Raw genomic sequence first — 14,391 nt, 5'->3', positions numbered from 1 at the left:
GTCCATCCTCCTCGGTCTGCTGCCACGCACCAGTGCGCGTTGGTTCCATCAGGCGCCTCTCCATTTCAGCTGCTAGATCTCGCTCGAGACCCGCTTACTCCGTTCCACCGAGGCTGTGGAGCACGACGCCGGAGGCACCTGCACCCCAGGCCGGTGGGAAGGCGTACAGGTCGTCTTCCGTAGGCCAGCCGGTGTAGTCGGTCTGGTTGTAGAAGGTCTGCGTGGCGTTGATCACGATCGGGATGTAAGGCAGGTCCCGGGTGATCTCTTCCTGGATCGCGGCGTAAGCATCCATCTTGGTTGCCTCGTCGAGGGTTCCAGCTGCTACCTCGATCTGCTCGTCAACAATGTCGTTGTCGTAGCGCGAGAAGTTCCAGAATCCAGGCTCCAGCGGGGTGCCAACCGGTGTGGTGGAGTCTCCACCCATCCAGTCCTTGTAGATCTGGAACGGGTCGGGCACCGAGGTTCCGATGACTCCACCCATGATGAGTTCGTAGTCACCGGCGCTACGGCCTTCGGCGAACTCGTTCCACGAGACGGTAGCTGCCGTCACTGTCATACCGGCGGCAGCAGCCTGCTCTTCAATGAGCTTGGCGGCGTTGTTGTAGTCCGTCCAACCATCGACGGACGACAGCGTCATCTCAATGGGGTCGCCGTCCTTCTCGTAGATACCGTCGTCACCCATGGTGTAGCCGGCCTCTTCGAGGATGGCCTGTGCTTCTTCGATGTTGGCGGTCTGAGGGCTCTCGGCAGGAACGTCAGGTGAGATCCACTTGTCGTCACGGCCAAGCAGAGCGAAAGTGGGGGAGACGTCGCCGGTCAGTCCGACGAACGCCTTGTCCTTGATCTCTGTGCGGTCGATGGCGAGGTTGAGTGCCTGGCGCACGGCCACGTCCGTCTGGTCGCCTTCACAGCCCAGGTCTGCGTTGGAGCAGGTGTACATGACCGTGGGGTCCTGCGGGGTGTTGATGTAGCCGATGCCAAGGTCAGTGACCGGATCCGGCTGGGGAATGAACATTCCAACCCAGTCGATCTTGCCGGACATGAGCAGGTCTTGCGCAGCTGCGTTGTCGTCGACACCGACGTAGCGAACGTTGGTGACGTTAGCTTCGCCGCCCCAGTAGTCGGGGTTAGCAACCACGGTGAGGGCCTCGTCAGAGATGGAGTTGACCGTGTAGGGACCGGTACCGACTGGCTCAAGGTTGCCCCACTCGATTGGGTCTTCCTCGAGGTCCTCCCAGATGTGTGCGGGGACCATATAGGTCGAGCCCAGCAGAGAGAACTCGTTGGTGTACTGCGGCTCGTCGAAGCTCAGGACGACGGTCGTGTCGTCAGGCGCTTCAGCACCCGAGATGTACGCAGGGCCAGCAATGTCGTTTGTGAAGGAGTAGATCACGTCGTCGGTGGTGAAGGGCTCACCATCGTTCCAGGTAACGCCTTCGCGAATGGTGATGGTCAGCTCAGTGCCGTCATCGTTCCACTCAAAGGACTCGCCCAGCAGTGACATCGGGTCCCCCGACCCGGCCTTGTTGTAGTAGTAGAGCGTCTGGTAGATACCTCCCAGTGCGACGTGCTGTACCTGGGGAGAGAAGGGGTTGAAGGTCTGGTTGATGGGCTTAGTGGCACCGGCCCAGACAACGAGTTCGCGGTCGGTCTTCGCACCCTCGGCCGCTGCGCTCGAGTCAGGCGAGTTGGTTGAGTCGGTCTCTTCGCCGTCGCCGTTGGAGCAACCAGCTACCAGCAGCGAGAGCCCAGCGACCATCGAGGCAGCAGCGACTACGCGCTTGCGTCCCATGGTTCGGATCATCTTTGGTCCTTTCGAAGGGTCGACGTGCGACGTCCTCGTCACACGTCTGTGTGTGCTGACACGTGCCCGATCGGGCAGGTGCTGGGCGCGACTCTACGCAATGGGATTGATGTCTATGCAAGCCCCGTAATACAACTGAGACATCAAAACGTTTTGAGTTGCGTTCTTTGCAATTCTTCGGTGGAAAACCCCTGGTTAAGTGGGGAGAATCCACTTATCAATAGGCACACAACTGTCGCAAAGAATGCAACATTCAAGAGGTTCTAGCGCAATAAAAGTTGAAAGAATCTACTATTTATTGTCGTGTTCCGGAGCGGTTTCCGTGCTCTCGGGAGCCGCCAGATCGGCCCCCTGCTCGGAGGCGTCCACAGCACTCGACTGGGCCGCCTTCAAGCGCCCAGGAGTATCCCGATCCATCAGCGCGACGATCACGCCCGCGAGCGCGCCACCCAACAGCGCAAAACCGGCACCCACCAGCATCGCCACCATGAACAGGCCCGTCTCCGTCGTATTGGGCATCACCAGTGACACCACGACACCCAGGACAAAACCCACCACGCCACCGAGCCCAATGATGCGCCCAAACCGCGGCGCAACGCGATACGTCGCAGGGATGGCATCCCGCTTCACATCGGCAGGGACGGCATCGGAGGCATGCGAGGTCGGTTCAGTCACGCCCCCAGTGTACGAGCCGGCACCGCGTCATGCCGTGCACCGCCTAGGCGGCACACATCACGAGGCCCACACCTCACTGGAGGCACTCCCCCACAGGGACGACTGACACGGTGACGCACCTCACGCAAGAGGACCTGCGCACAAGTCACAGGTGCGCGCAAACCGCCTAGCCCTTAGTTGAACCCGCAAGCAGCCCGCGCACGAAGTAGCGCTGCAAGGAGAAGAACACGATCAGCGGGATGATCATCGAGATGAATGCCGCCGGCGGCACCAGGTACGCATACTGGCCGTAGTCACCCGCAAGGTTGGAGATCGGGTACGTCAACGGATAAGTCTCCGCACTTCCGAACACGGCGGACACCAGGAGGTCGTTCCACACCCACAGGAACTGGAAGATGGCCAAGGAGGCCACCGCAGGCAGTGACAGCGGAATGATGATGCGGAAGAACACCTGAGTGTGGCTGGCGCCATCCACACGCGCGGCCTCCAGGATCTCCCTGGGAATACTCGCCACGAAGTTGTGCAGCAAGAACACGGATAGCGGTAGAGCAAAGATGGTGTGCGCGATCCACACGCCGGAGAACTCACCGGCCAGTCCCAGGTTCTCGGGGCCAAGGATGCGTAGCAGCGGAATCAGGGCGAGCTGGAGTGGCACCACCTGAAGCGCAAAGATCAGCACAAACAGGAAGCTGGAACCGCGGAACGGAATCCACGCAAACGCGTACGCCGCCATGAGGCCCAGCACGACGGGGAACACCACCGCAGGAACGGTGACCACGATCGAGTTGAAGACGTACTCAAGGAGCGGTGGCGCCGTGGAGTTATCACCAAACGAGTCAAAGAGGACCTGGCCAAAGTTGCCAAAGGTGAGGTCACCATCGGCCATCACGGTCCACCATGCGTCGGTACGGTATCTGTCTCCCGGGACCAGCGAAGTCATGAACAACGCGACGGTCGGGATGGTCCACAGCATCGCGATGATGATGGAGATCGCAGTGGCCCACGGACTGGTGAGGTTGTCCTTGGCCTTCTTCGCTCGCGAGGAACGTCCGTTGTGGTCCTTCACCGGAGTGGGGTCATCAACCGGCTGTTGCGGAGGCGTCGTGACGCTCATTAGTGGGCCTCCTTAGCCTTGTTGAGGGATCTGACGTTGTAGATGACCACCGGAATCACAAAGATGAAGAGAATCACGGCAAGTGCTGCACCCAAGGCTTCGCGGCCCTCCACGAAACTCAGGACGTACATGCGGTTGGCGACCACGTCGGTACTATCTCGGCCCTGCGTGACGGTGCGAACAATGTCGTAGACCTTGAGCGCCATGATGGTGATTGTTGTCAGGACCACCACGATGGTGGTGCGGATGGAGGGCACCGTGATGCGCCAGAAGCGCTGCCAGGCGTTTGCTCCATCGAGGGATGCTGCCTCGTTCATCTCCGGCGGGACAGCCTTGATTGCCGCAGACAAGATCACCATGGCGAAACCGGTCTGGATCCATACCAGGATGACGATGAGCCAGAAGGTATTCCACGGATTGTCACGCAGGAAGTTATAGGGGTCGAGCCCCACCAGTTCCCGGAGCGCGTTGAGCATTCCGGTTTGGGATCCCACTTGGTTGTAGTCGTACATGATGTTGCCCCAGATCACGGAGGCACCCACCAGGGAGATCGCCATGGGCATGAACACCAGTGACTTCAGCAGCTTTTCGCCCTTGGCTCGGTCAATGAAGACGGCGTAGGCGAGCCCAAATCCTGTGGACATGAGCGGCACCAGGATCATCCATACAAAGGTGTTGATGATGGTGCGGAAGGTTGAGGGGTCGGAGAATGCAAAGCGGTAGTTGTCCAGACCGATGAACTGCATGGTCGTCGTGAAGATTCCGGTGTCAGGGTCCGGCTCGTTGGTGATCTCGTTGAAGGACAGCCACGTGGTGTCGAGTGCCGGGTAGACAAGTCCCACGCCCAGCAGTAGCAGCACGGGTGAGACAAGCACCGCCAACTGCACTTTGTCACGGGCGCGCCCCTTGATGAGGTCTGCGCCAAACATGATGAGAGCAACAATCGCGAGAAAGGCCACCACGGCGATCGCGCCAAAGAGTAGGTTCTGACCTTGCGAGGCCCAGAAGTCTGGTCCCAAGTCAGTCGCAGTCCGCACGGGAGGGTGCGCCGCTAGATCCTGCATCGACCCCATTGTCGAGTCCTTTCATGGTCGGAGACTGGTGCCGGTGGGGCCCCGCGCCATGCACGGGGCCCCAGCGGGTTACTCAGCGACTGATCACGGCCAGGCGTTGTCGATGTTCGACAGCACCGTCGACAACTCCGTGCCACTCACATAGTCGTTCATTCCGGTCCAGAATGCAGATGCTCCGACCTCTGCGGGCATGAGGTCCGAGGCGTCAAAGCGGAAGACGGTGTCCTCGCCCTGCAGGATCTCAATGGAGGCCTGACCAATGGGGCTGGACGCGTTGGCGGGGTCCAGGCCCTTATTGGCGGAAATCACGCCTCCGATAGAGACACGCTCGTTGGCCCAAGTGTCCGAAGACAGGTAGGTCTGGAGCGCGGCCGTCTCGGGGTTCTCGTTGAACGCCGCGACGAACTCGCCACCACCGGTGACGGCAGCACCGTCGTCAGCGTTGACGTTGGGGGTCAGGAAGGCCCAGATGTCGCCGTCTTCTGCGACCGTGGTGCCCTCGGGCCACTGTGCCTCATAGAACGAGGCCTGGTGGTGGAGCGAGCAGTTGCCGTCGAGGATCTGCAGACCGGCCTCCTGGAATGCGGTGTCCACGATGGACGATGCGTCGCCCAGACCACCGTTGATGTAGTCCGAGTTAGTGGCGATGGCACCGAAGGACTCGAAGGCCTCGGTGATCTCGTCTGACTGGAAGGTCAGTTCGCCGGCGACCCACTGGTCGTAGGCCTCGGGACCCTGCTGGCGCAAGACCAAGTCCTCGATCCAGTCAGTGCCTGGCCAACCGGTCGCGGTGCCTGACTCGAATCCAATGCACCACGGCTTGTATGCGTCGCCAGAGCCACCGTTGTCCGCCATGGTCTGCGTGAGCGTCATGAGCTCATCCCAGGTAGTGGGGACTTCGTAGCCGTTGTCCATGAACTCGGTGGGCGAGTACCAAACCCAACCCTTGACCGATGCCATGAGTGGGGCCGCGTAGAACGTTGTGCCCACGGTGCCGTAGTTCTTCCAGTCTTCGGACCAGAACTCATCGACGTTGGCGGAGACACTCTCGGGCGCGGCCACGACGGATCCGGTTCCCACGACGCGCTGGAGCAGTCCAGGCTGAGGGATGATCGCGAGGTCTGGCGGGTTGCCGCCTTCCACGCGGACGTTGATTTCTGTCTCGAACTCGTCCGAACCGTTGTACGTGACGTCGATGCCCGTGCAGTCCTCAAACGGAACGATGGATTCGGTCAGTTGCTCTGCCTCGACACCGGAAATGGTTCCGTAGAGTTCGACTGCGCCGCCGTCGAACGTGCCGTATTCGGCGAAGTCTTCACAACCGGCGGCGACTTCGCCGGAGGCGTCGGTTGAGCCTTCTGACATCTCGTCGTCTGAGCCGTCAGATCCGTCGCTCGAACACCCGGCCAGGACGAGCCCCGTTGCCGCAATGGCGGCCACGGAACCAATAAACGTGCGTTTCATCGTGATTCCCCTTCTCTTCATTGAGTTGGGCCGCAACACCGAAGCCGGGTCACGGCTGCGATCACGCTCAGGCCTTACGCACCATTACGCAAACGCTTACATTCACCGTAGGGATCGTTTGAGGGAAGTGTCTACAAACTCAGGCCGTTGTCACCGAATTGTGACATTTACAGGGCCGATGCTGGGAACAGTTCCAGGCCGCTGATGGGCAACGCACCGCGTGCCACCCCATCGCGCCAGCCATCGCGCCAGCCATCGCGCCAGCCATCGCGCCAGCCATCGCGCCACCGAACGCCGCGCAGACGCTTACAGCGCCTCCGCCCACAAAGGCAACAAAGCAGACAGGTCGGAGCGCTCCCCTGACGCGTCAACATCCCCCACCGCCACAGCATCGGCCCACTGCAGTTTTCCGCACGCGAGTGCCAGCCAGACCTCGGGCGACATCTCGACGACCGCTGGGGGCGTCCCGCGCCGATGCGTAGGCCCCTCAACACACTGCGTCGCACCAAAAGGTGGAACACGGACCTCGAGCGCGTTGCCCGGAGCGCGTGCCGCAAGTTCCTCCAACGTGAACCGCACAGCCGTCGCGGTCGTCACCCGATCCACGACGGGCACATCGTCGGGTGCGGTCGCGGCTGTGGGCGCGTGAAGGTCCGGTGCGCGGTTCGATACCGTCCACGCGCGGACTGCGGCGCGGCCGGCCTTGAGGTCAATGCGGCGACGAGAGGGCATGACACCAGGGTACGAGGTCGCCCTGACGGTCCGATGCTGGGGTCGAGGAAACGCGGCTGTACCGTGTGGTCGCTACTCGAAAAGTGCCGCGAAACCCTCCCGGTCCAGCAGCTGAAGACTGGGATCGGCGCATCGGCCCCTCCGGCGCGCCCGAGCGTCACCGTAGTGATGCCACGGGGGAGCGTCAAGAGGGTCGTGACCAGGGCCACTGCCCGGGTGCAGCCGCACGCGCGGGCGCGCACCCTCAATGGTGGTTACGCGAAGCGCTTGAGCAGCGGCGCTTCCCAGGTCTCACGCAGCTCGTCGAGAGGCAGTTCGAACTGATCCTGGATCTCCAACGAGGATTCAGGAACGGTGTAACCGATGCGGACCGCAGGCACACCGCGCGCCTCCAGCATGGCGGTGAAGCGCGGCTCGTCTTCACGGATGATGCCCACCAGCACACGGCCCTGCGATTCCGAGAACAGTGCCTCCGCGGGCGTCACGCCGTCACGCTCGCACAACTCATCGAGCACGATGCGCGCACCGACGCCGTAACGCAACGAGGCCTGCGCCAATGCGGCAGCGAGGCCGCCGTCGCCAATCTCGCGCGCAGCATCGGCGAGGCCGTCACGCGAAGACGCCACCATCACCTCAGCGAGAGTCTTCTCCGCATCAATGTCGACCTTGGGCGGCAGACCACCCATGTGCCCCACCAACTGTGCGTAACGCGAGCCATTCAGGTCTGCACCGGTCTCACCCAGCACGTAAAGAATCAGCCCATCCTGGCGCCATCCTGCGGGCGTCACACGCTCCACGTCGTCAAAGATTCCGAGCATGCCCACAATGGCGTTGGGGTTGATCGAGGAATCCAACTGTCCAGGCTCGCCGGTGCCGTTGTAAAGCGACACGTTGCCGCCCGTGACCGGCACACCAAGCTCTTGGCACACATCGGCTAGGCCGCGGATCGCTTCCACGAACTGCCACATCGCGTCGGGGTCCTCCGGCGAACCAAAGTTCAGGCCATCGGTGATCGCGGTAGGCGTGGCACCGGCCACAGCCACAGCGCGGTAGGCCGCCACCACAGACTGACGTGCACCCTCATAGGGGTCAAGCTTGGTGAAACGGTCGTTCGAGCGCGTTGCAATCGCCACGCCACGACCAGTCTCCTCATCCACACGCACCACGCCCACAGTGTCGGGACGCGCAGCGGCAGTGTTGCCCTGGACGTAACGGTCGTACTGGTTCGTGATCCACGAACGGTCCGCCAAGTTTGGCGACGACATCAAGTCCAGCACCGCGGTGCGCAAAGCGTCACCGTCAGCCGGAAGGTCAGCCGCAAAGGCATCGGCCTGGAGCGTGTCCATCCACGCGGGACGTGCGTACGGACGGTCGTAGGTGGGACCCTCGTGAGCAACCGTGCGCGGGTCAACATCAACGATGCGGACACCATGGTGATCGATGGTGAGACGGCCAGAATCATTGACCTCACCCACCACGGAGGACTCCACATCCCACTTGCCCGTGATCGCCATAAAGGCCTCGAGCTTGTCAGGAGTGACCACCGCCATCATGCGTTCCTGCGACTCAGACATGAGGATCTCGCCGGCGTTCAACGACGGGTCGCGAAGCAAGACGTCATCGAGCCAGACGTGCATACCGCCAGTGCCGTTCGAGGCCAACTCACTCGTGGCACACGAGATTCCAGCAGCGCCGAGGTCCTGAATGCCCTCCACCACATCGGCCCGGAACAGTTCAAGGCAGCACTCGATGAGGACCTTCTCCATGAACGGGTCGCCCACCTGGACCGACGGGCGCTTCGCGGGCACGCCGTCCTCAAAAGTCTCGGAGGCCAGGATGGAGGCGCCGCCAATGCCGTCGCCGCCCGTGCGGGCACCGAAGAGGACCACCTTGTTGCCGGGACCGTGAGCGGATGCGAGGTGAATATCCTCATGCTTCATCACGCCCACGCACAGTGCGTTGACCAGCGGGTTGCCCTGGTACGAGGGGTCAAAAAGCGAACCGCCACCAATATTCGGCAAGCCCAGCGAGTTCCCGTAGCTGCCCACACCGCTGACAACGCCGTGCACCACACGCGATGTGTCAGGGTGATCGATCTCACCAAACCGCAGCTCATCCATCGCGCCCACGGGACGCGCGCCCATCGCAAGAATGTCACGCACAATGCCACCCACACCCGTGGCAGCACCCTGGTGAGGCTCCACATAGGACGGGTGGTTGTGGGACTCCACCTTGAAGGTCACGGCCCAGCCGTCGCCCACGTCGACCACACCGGCGTTCTCACCCATGCCGACCATGAGACGTTCCTTCATCTCAGGCGTGGTCTTCTCACCGAACTGCTTGAGGTGAACCTTCGAGGACTTGTACGAGCAGTGCTCCGACCACATCACGGAATACATCGCGAGTTCAGCGGCCGTCGGGCGGCGGTCCAGCAGCTCAACAATGCGCGCATACTCGTCAGGCTTCAGGCCCAACTCTGCGTAAGGCATGTCCTGATCAGGAGTCGCGGCGGCATCCTCAACAGTGTCGAGGTTCTTATCTGCGGGTGCGTCGGTCATGTCATCCCTTGGGTGTGAGGCCGGTACGCGTGAATCCTACCGGCGCACGCGAGCGCCCGAGGCATCGGCTCCTAGACCCAGCGCAGGGTACAAGCGCGGCTAACTACGAGCGAGCCTCCGGGCCTCAGCCAAGAGGTCACCGTGAGAGGCACCAGGCGCCTCCACATGCAGGAGTTCGGTGCCCTCCCACTCCACGCGGGCCACCAGTGGGGAGAGTTCAAGTGAATGCGCAAGACCCTCAGGCGTCGCGCCTCGGTCGAGCCACAGCACGTGGGTGAAGCCACCGCGTCGGGACGTTCCACAGTCCAGGACCCCGGCATCGTCAATGGGAGCAGCGCCCGGGGAGGCCTCACGATCGCCACGCCGGCCCGGCAACCCGGCCGGCTGCTCCGCCACATCAGGCTCGAACTCGCGCGCCTCGCCCAATCCGCGCGCCACTTGATCAAGCACCTCAGGGGTCTCGTCGTCGCCTCGCGTCATCGCCATACCTGTTTCATCGACTGCAATGCGCCCGCACATAAGGCGCTTCTTCCATTGCATCGCATCCTGACGCGATTGTGAAGTGCGAGACCTGTGCAATCTGCAGCGTGGCTACGGCTCGCCGAATCCCGACTTGCGCATGGTGAGGAGACCGCCGAACGTTGCCGCCGCCGTCCACAACACCAGACCGCCTAACGAGAGCCCGAGCGTCGTCCACGTTGAGACACCCGGCTCAGGGATGGTCGATGCGTACACCACCAGGGTGCCGGGGAGCGCGTCGCCCAGGGTTGCGACCAGACCGTTCCAGGGTGGCGCAAGAAACACACCTCCGATGGCGGCGAGCAAGGGTGCGATCACAAAGACGGCAAGTCCAACGGCAACAATCAATGCGCCACGTTTGACGATGATCGACAAACCATAAACGAAGCAGATCGTCAGTCCCGTGACGAGTGCGGTCAACAGCAGCGTCAACACCACCTCCCACCATGCCGATGCCTCAACGACGAAGGAAAGCAACGCTGCCACTACTCCCACCACCCCCATGACGATCCCGAGGGCGGTTACTGTCACTGCCAGCGCGAGCGCCTTCGCCGCATAGAGCACTGCAGGGCGCGGCTGAACTACGCGGGCGCTCACCATCGTCCCGTCGCCGATCTCACGTGCCACGTGTGCCGCCGTGGCGATACCCATGAGCACCATCACCACCACAGGGCCGATGCCCCCAACGGCAGCGACCGTAGCCAAGCCGTCCTCCGTGCGAGCCAACCCTGCGACCAGGAGGAACAGCATCGTCCATCCGAAAGCGACTGCGGCGGACACGATCCACCACAATCGGAGTCCACCTCGACGCGCAAGTGCCGTCGCCTCAGCACCGAACGCCGTCCCAAAGGCGTGACCCTGGGAACGTGACCCTTGGCGCGCACTCTCGACAGCGGCCGTCATGACTGCACTCCGTTCGTGGCCACCTGGTGCATATAGACGTCTTCCAGGCGCGCCTGCGGGCGCTCGATACTCTCGAGTTCGACCCCGAGCCGACTGACCTGAGCGGCGACCCAATTCACTGTCTGACCCTGGACCACTACTGCACTCGAAGTGTGTTCCACGTGCGCACCGACGGCGGCGAGCTCGCGGGCAACTCGGCCGTTGTCCGCCGAGCGCACATGCACCACCGTGTGCTCGGGCTTCCTGACCTCAGCAATGGAGCCCTGCTTAATAATCTGGCCACCTGAAAGCATCACGACGCTATCCGCGATGAGTTCGAGTTCACTCATCATGTGCGATGACAGCAAGACGCAAGTGCCCCCGTTGGCTGCGTGTCGAAGGGTCTCGCGAAGCCACCGCACGGCATCAACATCCAAGCCGTTGACGGGCTCATCAAGGACGAGGTTGCGCGGGTTGCCAAGAAATGCTGCAGCGATGCCGAGCCGTTGACGCATCCCCAAGGAATACGTTCTGACTCTCGCATTGCCGGTAAACCCCAGGCCCACCAGCGCGATCGTGCGGGCGGCCTCGCTGGCATCAAGCCCGCGCAATCCACACAGGTAGCGCAAGTAATCGGGCCCCGTCATACGACCGGGGACCCACTGCGCGTTGAGCAAGCTCCCAACCCGCAACGTTCCCTCGCGATCCGCTCCATAGCGGTGCCCGTCAACGAGCGCTTCGCCAGCATCGGCTTGCTCCAAGCCAAGCAACACCTTGAAGGCGGTGGACTTACCTGCCCCGTTTGGACCCACGAAGCCAGTGACCTGGCCATCCGCTGCTGAAAACGTGACGTCTTTCAACACTGCGTTGTCGCCGTAGGACTTACCTACGTCACGAAAAGTGATCATTCCCCCGAAACCCCCTGTCGCTTCGCGCAAAGCCGCCTTGGTCGTGCGTTGCAGCACACCGATGCGCTCGGACATCCCTGTCCGCGATACGTGCACCTATGGCCTGGAGCACAGCTGGAAGTTATCACGCCCTACCCCACAGACTCCATCGAGGATCTCTACTGCCCACGAGCGATGCCTATAGTGGCTTCATGGACTGGATACTCAGCGCCCTCTTGGTTGTCGCCCTGGTTGGTGCTGCCATTCTGGCCATCAACTTGCAGGCGACACGCCGCAGGGTCTACCGGCTCGAGCACCAGCTTGCTGCCGCCGAGCGGGGCGCCAAATCGGCATCACCAGAACGCTCGCAGACGTCATGACGGTCGAGCGCGAAGAACTGACCTGGGTCGGGTTTGGAGATGCCTCGCGCGAACTAGCGCAGGCAGTTGCCGATGATGGATACAAGCCCGATGCGGTGGTTGCCATCGCGCGTGGCGGGCTCCCAGTCGGTGGCGCACTGGCTTATGCGTTGGGCACGAAGGGCGTCGGCACTCTCAACGTCGAGTTCTACACCGGCGTTGACGAGCGCCTGCCAGAACCCATCCTGTTGCCTCCCCTGCTCGACACCGATGCGATGGCGGGACTCCGCGTCCTTGTCGCTGACGATGTCGCGGACACGGGTGAGACTCTCGCGCTGGTGAAGCACCTCATGGAGCAGTACGCCGCCGAGGTTCGCACCGTCGTGCTGTATGCCAAGCCGCGCTCGGTCATCGAGCCCGACTATGTGTGGAAACACACCGATGGCTGGATCACGTTCCCGTGGTCCGCTTTGCCTCCCGTCACGCCAGACGGCGCTCACCCGGAAACAGGAAGTACCGAACGATGAGCCCATCATCACAGAGAGAGACCATCCGATGACCGAATTCGCTGGCCACGTCACCCCCACCGAAGCGTGGGATCTCCTCAAGTCCAACCCGGATGCGCGATTGGTGGATGTCCGCACCGCGGCTGAGTGGCAGTGGGTTGGAGTGCCCGACACCTCGTCGCTGGGTCACGAGCCGATTCTCGTGGAATGGGTGTCGTACCCGTCGATGGCACGCAATGTCGACTTTGTGGAGCAGTTGAAGGCGGCCGATGTTCCGGAGGGTGCGCCGTTGGTGTTTCTGTGCCGTTCGGGCCAGCGATCGATTGGCGGGGCAACCGCGGCCACGGCAGCGGGCTTTGGGCCGTCGTACAACATCTCCGATGGGTTTGAGGGCGCGGTCGATGCCGCTGGTCACCGCGGTGCGACTGGGTGGAAGGCGGAGGGTCTTCCCTGGCGTCAGGGATAGGCACCCTTCGCACCCCTTCCGTTGTTGCCAAATGGCTCCTTTTCGCTGTCTAGCCCACGCAAAACAGCGAAATGGAGCCATTTGGCATGGAGGGGTGGGCGATAGTCTGCTCCCATGAGCGATCTGCCTGACGAACTGCGCCCCGACACTCTTGCCCTCCACACCGGAATCATGCGCTCCGGTGCCAACGAGATGTCGGAAGGCATGTACCTCACGCAGGGCTACGCCTATGACAGCGCCGAGCAAGCCCGCGACGCCTTCGCCGGCGAGATCGACGTCTACATGTACTCGCGCTACGCCAACCCCACGGTCACGATGTTCGAGGACCGTCTGGCTGCCCTTGAGGGTGCGGAGCGGTGCTTCGCTACTGCGACTGGCATGGCTGCGGTGTTCGTCTCGCTGGGCTCAATCCTCAGTGCAGGTGACCGCCTCGTCGCCGCGAAGGCACTGTTTGGTTCAACCTTGCAGACTTTCGCCAACTTCTTTGAGAAGTGGGACATTCAGATCGACTACGTGGATGCGACGGACAACGCTGACTGGGAGCGCGCGCTCGCCACGCCCGCTAAGGCCGTGTTCATTGAGTCGCCCACTAACCCGATGCAGGACATCGTGGATATCCCCTTCGTGGCCGCATTGTCCAAGAAGGCTGGCGCCACGTTCATTGTCGACAACGTGTTCGCGACTGTCCTTGGCCAAAAGCCCCTGGAGCTGGGAGCCGATGCAGTGGTGTACTCAGCGACCAAGCACATCGACGGCCAGGGCCGTGTCATGGGCGGTGCGATTCTGGGTTCCTCGGACTACATTGACGGTCCGGTGAAGTTGATGATCCGCAACATGGGCGCGACCATCTCGCCGTTTAACGCCTGGGTGCTGTTGAAGGGCCTTGAGACGCTGCCCGTGCGTGTGCGCCACCAGGCCGCGAACGCCATGAATCTCGCGGCGTGGCTGGAGCAGCACCCGGGGATCAAGTCAGCACGCTACCCACTACTGCCCTCTCACCCTCAGCATGAGCAGGCCGTGAAGCAGATGACGCTCGGCGGCACGCTGGTGACGATCGACTTGGAACTGGGCGATGACATTGACCCAGCAGGCCCCGAAGCGCAGGCCGCAGCGTTCCGCTTTATCAATGCGTTGAAGCTCTTCACGCCTTCCAACAACCTCGGTGACGCCAAGTCGATCTCGACTCACCCGGCGACCACGACACACAACAAATTGACGGCCGATGCTCGCGCTGAGGTCGACATCTACGAGACCACTGTGCGGCTCTCGGTGGGTCTCGAAGACGTTGAGGACTTGCGAGCGGACCTGGAGCAAGCGCTTAAAGCGGTGTAGCGCTGACTCTCTGCTGT

14 protein-coding genes are annotated in these 14,391 nt (G+C 62.2%); 4 read left to right on the top strand and 10 right to left on the bottom strand.

Annotated features, from left to right (window positions below):
• Nucleotides 1–94: 94 nt before the first annotated feature.
• From AOP79_RS04745 to AOP79_RS04700, 10 genes are all read right to left on the bottom strand, one after another.
• Nucleotides 95–1,807 carry an ABC transporter substrate-binding protein gene (locus tag AOP79_RS04745; RefSeq protein ID WP_062070896.1) on the bottom strand — a complete coding sequence of 571 codons (1,713 nt, stop codon included), beginning with the start codon at nucleotides 1,805–1,807 and terminating at the stop codon, nucleotides 95–97.
• A gap of 291 nt (nucleotides 1,808–2,098) precedes the next feature.
• A complete protein-coding gene (locus AOP79_RS04740; RefSeq protein ID WP_062070894.1) occupies nucleotides 2,099–2,482 on the bottom strand; it encodes a hypothetical protein in 384 nt (127 codons plus the stop codon).
• 166 nt (nucleotides 2,483–2,648) lie between these two features.
• Entirely contained in the window at nucleotides 2,649–3,596 is a 948-nt protein-coding gene (locus AOP79_RS04735; protein ID WP_062070892.1) for a carbohydrate ABC transporter permease, read from the bottom strand.
• Entirely contained in the window at nucleotides 3,596–4,660 is a 1,065-nt protein-coding gene (locus AOP79_RS04730; protein WP_082093380.1) for a carbohydrate ABC transporter permease, read from the bottom strand. Before AOP79_RS04730 ends, AOP79_RS04735 begins: the two co-directional genes overlap by 1 nt.
• A 93-nt stretch (nucleotides 4,661–4,753) precedes the next feature.
• On the bottom strand, nucleotides 4,754–6,133 hold the full coding sequence (locus AOP79_RS04725; protein WP_062070890.1) for an ABC transporter substrate-binding protein: 1,380 nt from the start codon (nucleotides 6,131–6,133) through the stop codon (nucleotides 4,754–4,756).
• 306 nt (nucleotides 6,134–6,439) lie between these two features.
• Nucleotides 6,440–6,865, bottom strand: coding sequence for a sterol carrier family protein (locus AOP79_RS04720; protein ID WP_062070887.1), 426 nt, complete (start codon nucleotides 6,863–6,865; stop codon nucleotides 6,440–6,442).
• A 254-nt stretch (nucleotides 6,866–7,119) separates the two neighbouring features.
• Nucleotides 7,120–9,423 (bottom strand): phosphoribosylformylglycinamidine synthase subunit PurL, encoded by a 2,304-nt coding sequence (gene purL, locus AOP79_RS04715; RefSeq protein ID WP_062070885.1) that lies wholly within the window; start codon nucleotides 9,421–9,423, stop codon nucleotides 7,120–7,122.
• 99 nt (nucleotides 9,424–9,522) lie between these two features.
• Nucleotides 9,523–9,942 carry a hypothetical protein gene (locus AOP79_RS04710; protein WP_062070883.1) on the bottom strand — a complete coding sequence of 140 codons (420 nt, stop codon included), beginning with the start codon at nucleotides 9,940–9,942 and terminating at the stop codon, nucleotides 9,523–9,525.
• A 72-nt stretch (nucleotides 9,943–10,014) separates the two neighbouring features.
• Nucleotides 10,015–10,845: a hypothetical protein gene (locus tag AOP79_RS04705; protein ID WP_062070880.1), complete on the bottom strand. Its 831-nt coding sequence runs from the start codon at nucleotides 10,843–10,845 to the stop codon at nucleotides 10,015–10,017.
• A complete protein-coding gene (locus tag AOP79_RS04700; protein ID WP_062070878.1) occupies nucleotides 10,842–11,807 on the bottom strand; it encodes an ABC transporter ATP-binding protein in 966 nt (321 codons plus the stop codon). The genes AOP79_RS04705 and AOP79_RS04700 overlap by 4 nt, the downstream gene beginning before the upstream one ends.
• Before the next feature lie 116 nt (nucleotides 11,808–11,923).
• On the opposite strand from AOP79_RS04700, the gene AOP79_RS11775 reads away from it, so the two are divergent.
• The 4 genes from AOP79_RS11775 to metZ all read left to right on the top strand — a co-directional run bounded on the left by AOP79_RS11775 (nucleotide 11,924) and on the right by metZ (nucleotide 14,374).
• A complete protein-coding gene (locus tag AOP79_RS11775) occupies nucleotides 11,924–12,091 on the top strand; it encodes a hypothetical protein (protein ID WP_161794222.1) in 168 nt (55 codons plus the stop codon).
• On the top strand, nucleotides 12,088–12,597 hold the full coding sequence (locus tag AOP79_RS04695) for a phosphoribosyltransferase (RefSeq protein WP_062070876.1): 510 nt from the start codon (nucleotides 12,088–12,090) through the stop codon (nucleotides 12,595–12,597). Before AOP79_RS11775 ends, AOP79_RS04695 begins: the two co-directional genes overlap by 4 nt.
• A 28-nt stretch (nucleotides 12,598–12,625) precedes the next feature.
• Nucleotides 12,626–13,042 carry a rhodanese-like domain-containing protein gene (locus AOP79_RS04690; protein ID WP_062070874.1) on the top strand — a complete coding sequence of 139 codons (417 nt, stop codon included), beginning with the start codon at nucleotides 12,626–12,628 and terminating at the stop codon, nucleotides 13,040–13,042.
• 114 nt (nucleotides 13,043–13,156) lie between these two features.
• Nucleotides 13,157–14,374, top strand: coding sequence for an O-succinylhomoserine sulfhydrylase (gene metZ, locus AOP79_RS04685; RefSeq protein ID WP_062070872.1), 1,218 nt, complete (start codon nucleotides 13,157–13,159; stop codon nucleotides 14,372–14,374).
• Nucleotides 14,375–14,391: the final 17 nt, after the last annotated feature.

The organism is Demequina sediminicola, from assembly GCF_000975055.1.
GTDB lineage: Bacteria > Actinomycetota > Actinomycetes > Actinomycetales > Demequinaceae > Demequina > Demequina sediminicola.
The sequence above is the reverse complement of the archived record's forward strand: the minus strand, read 5'-3'. Positions and strand labels throughout refer to the sequence as shown.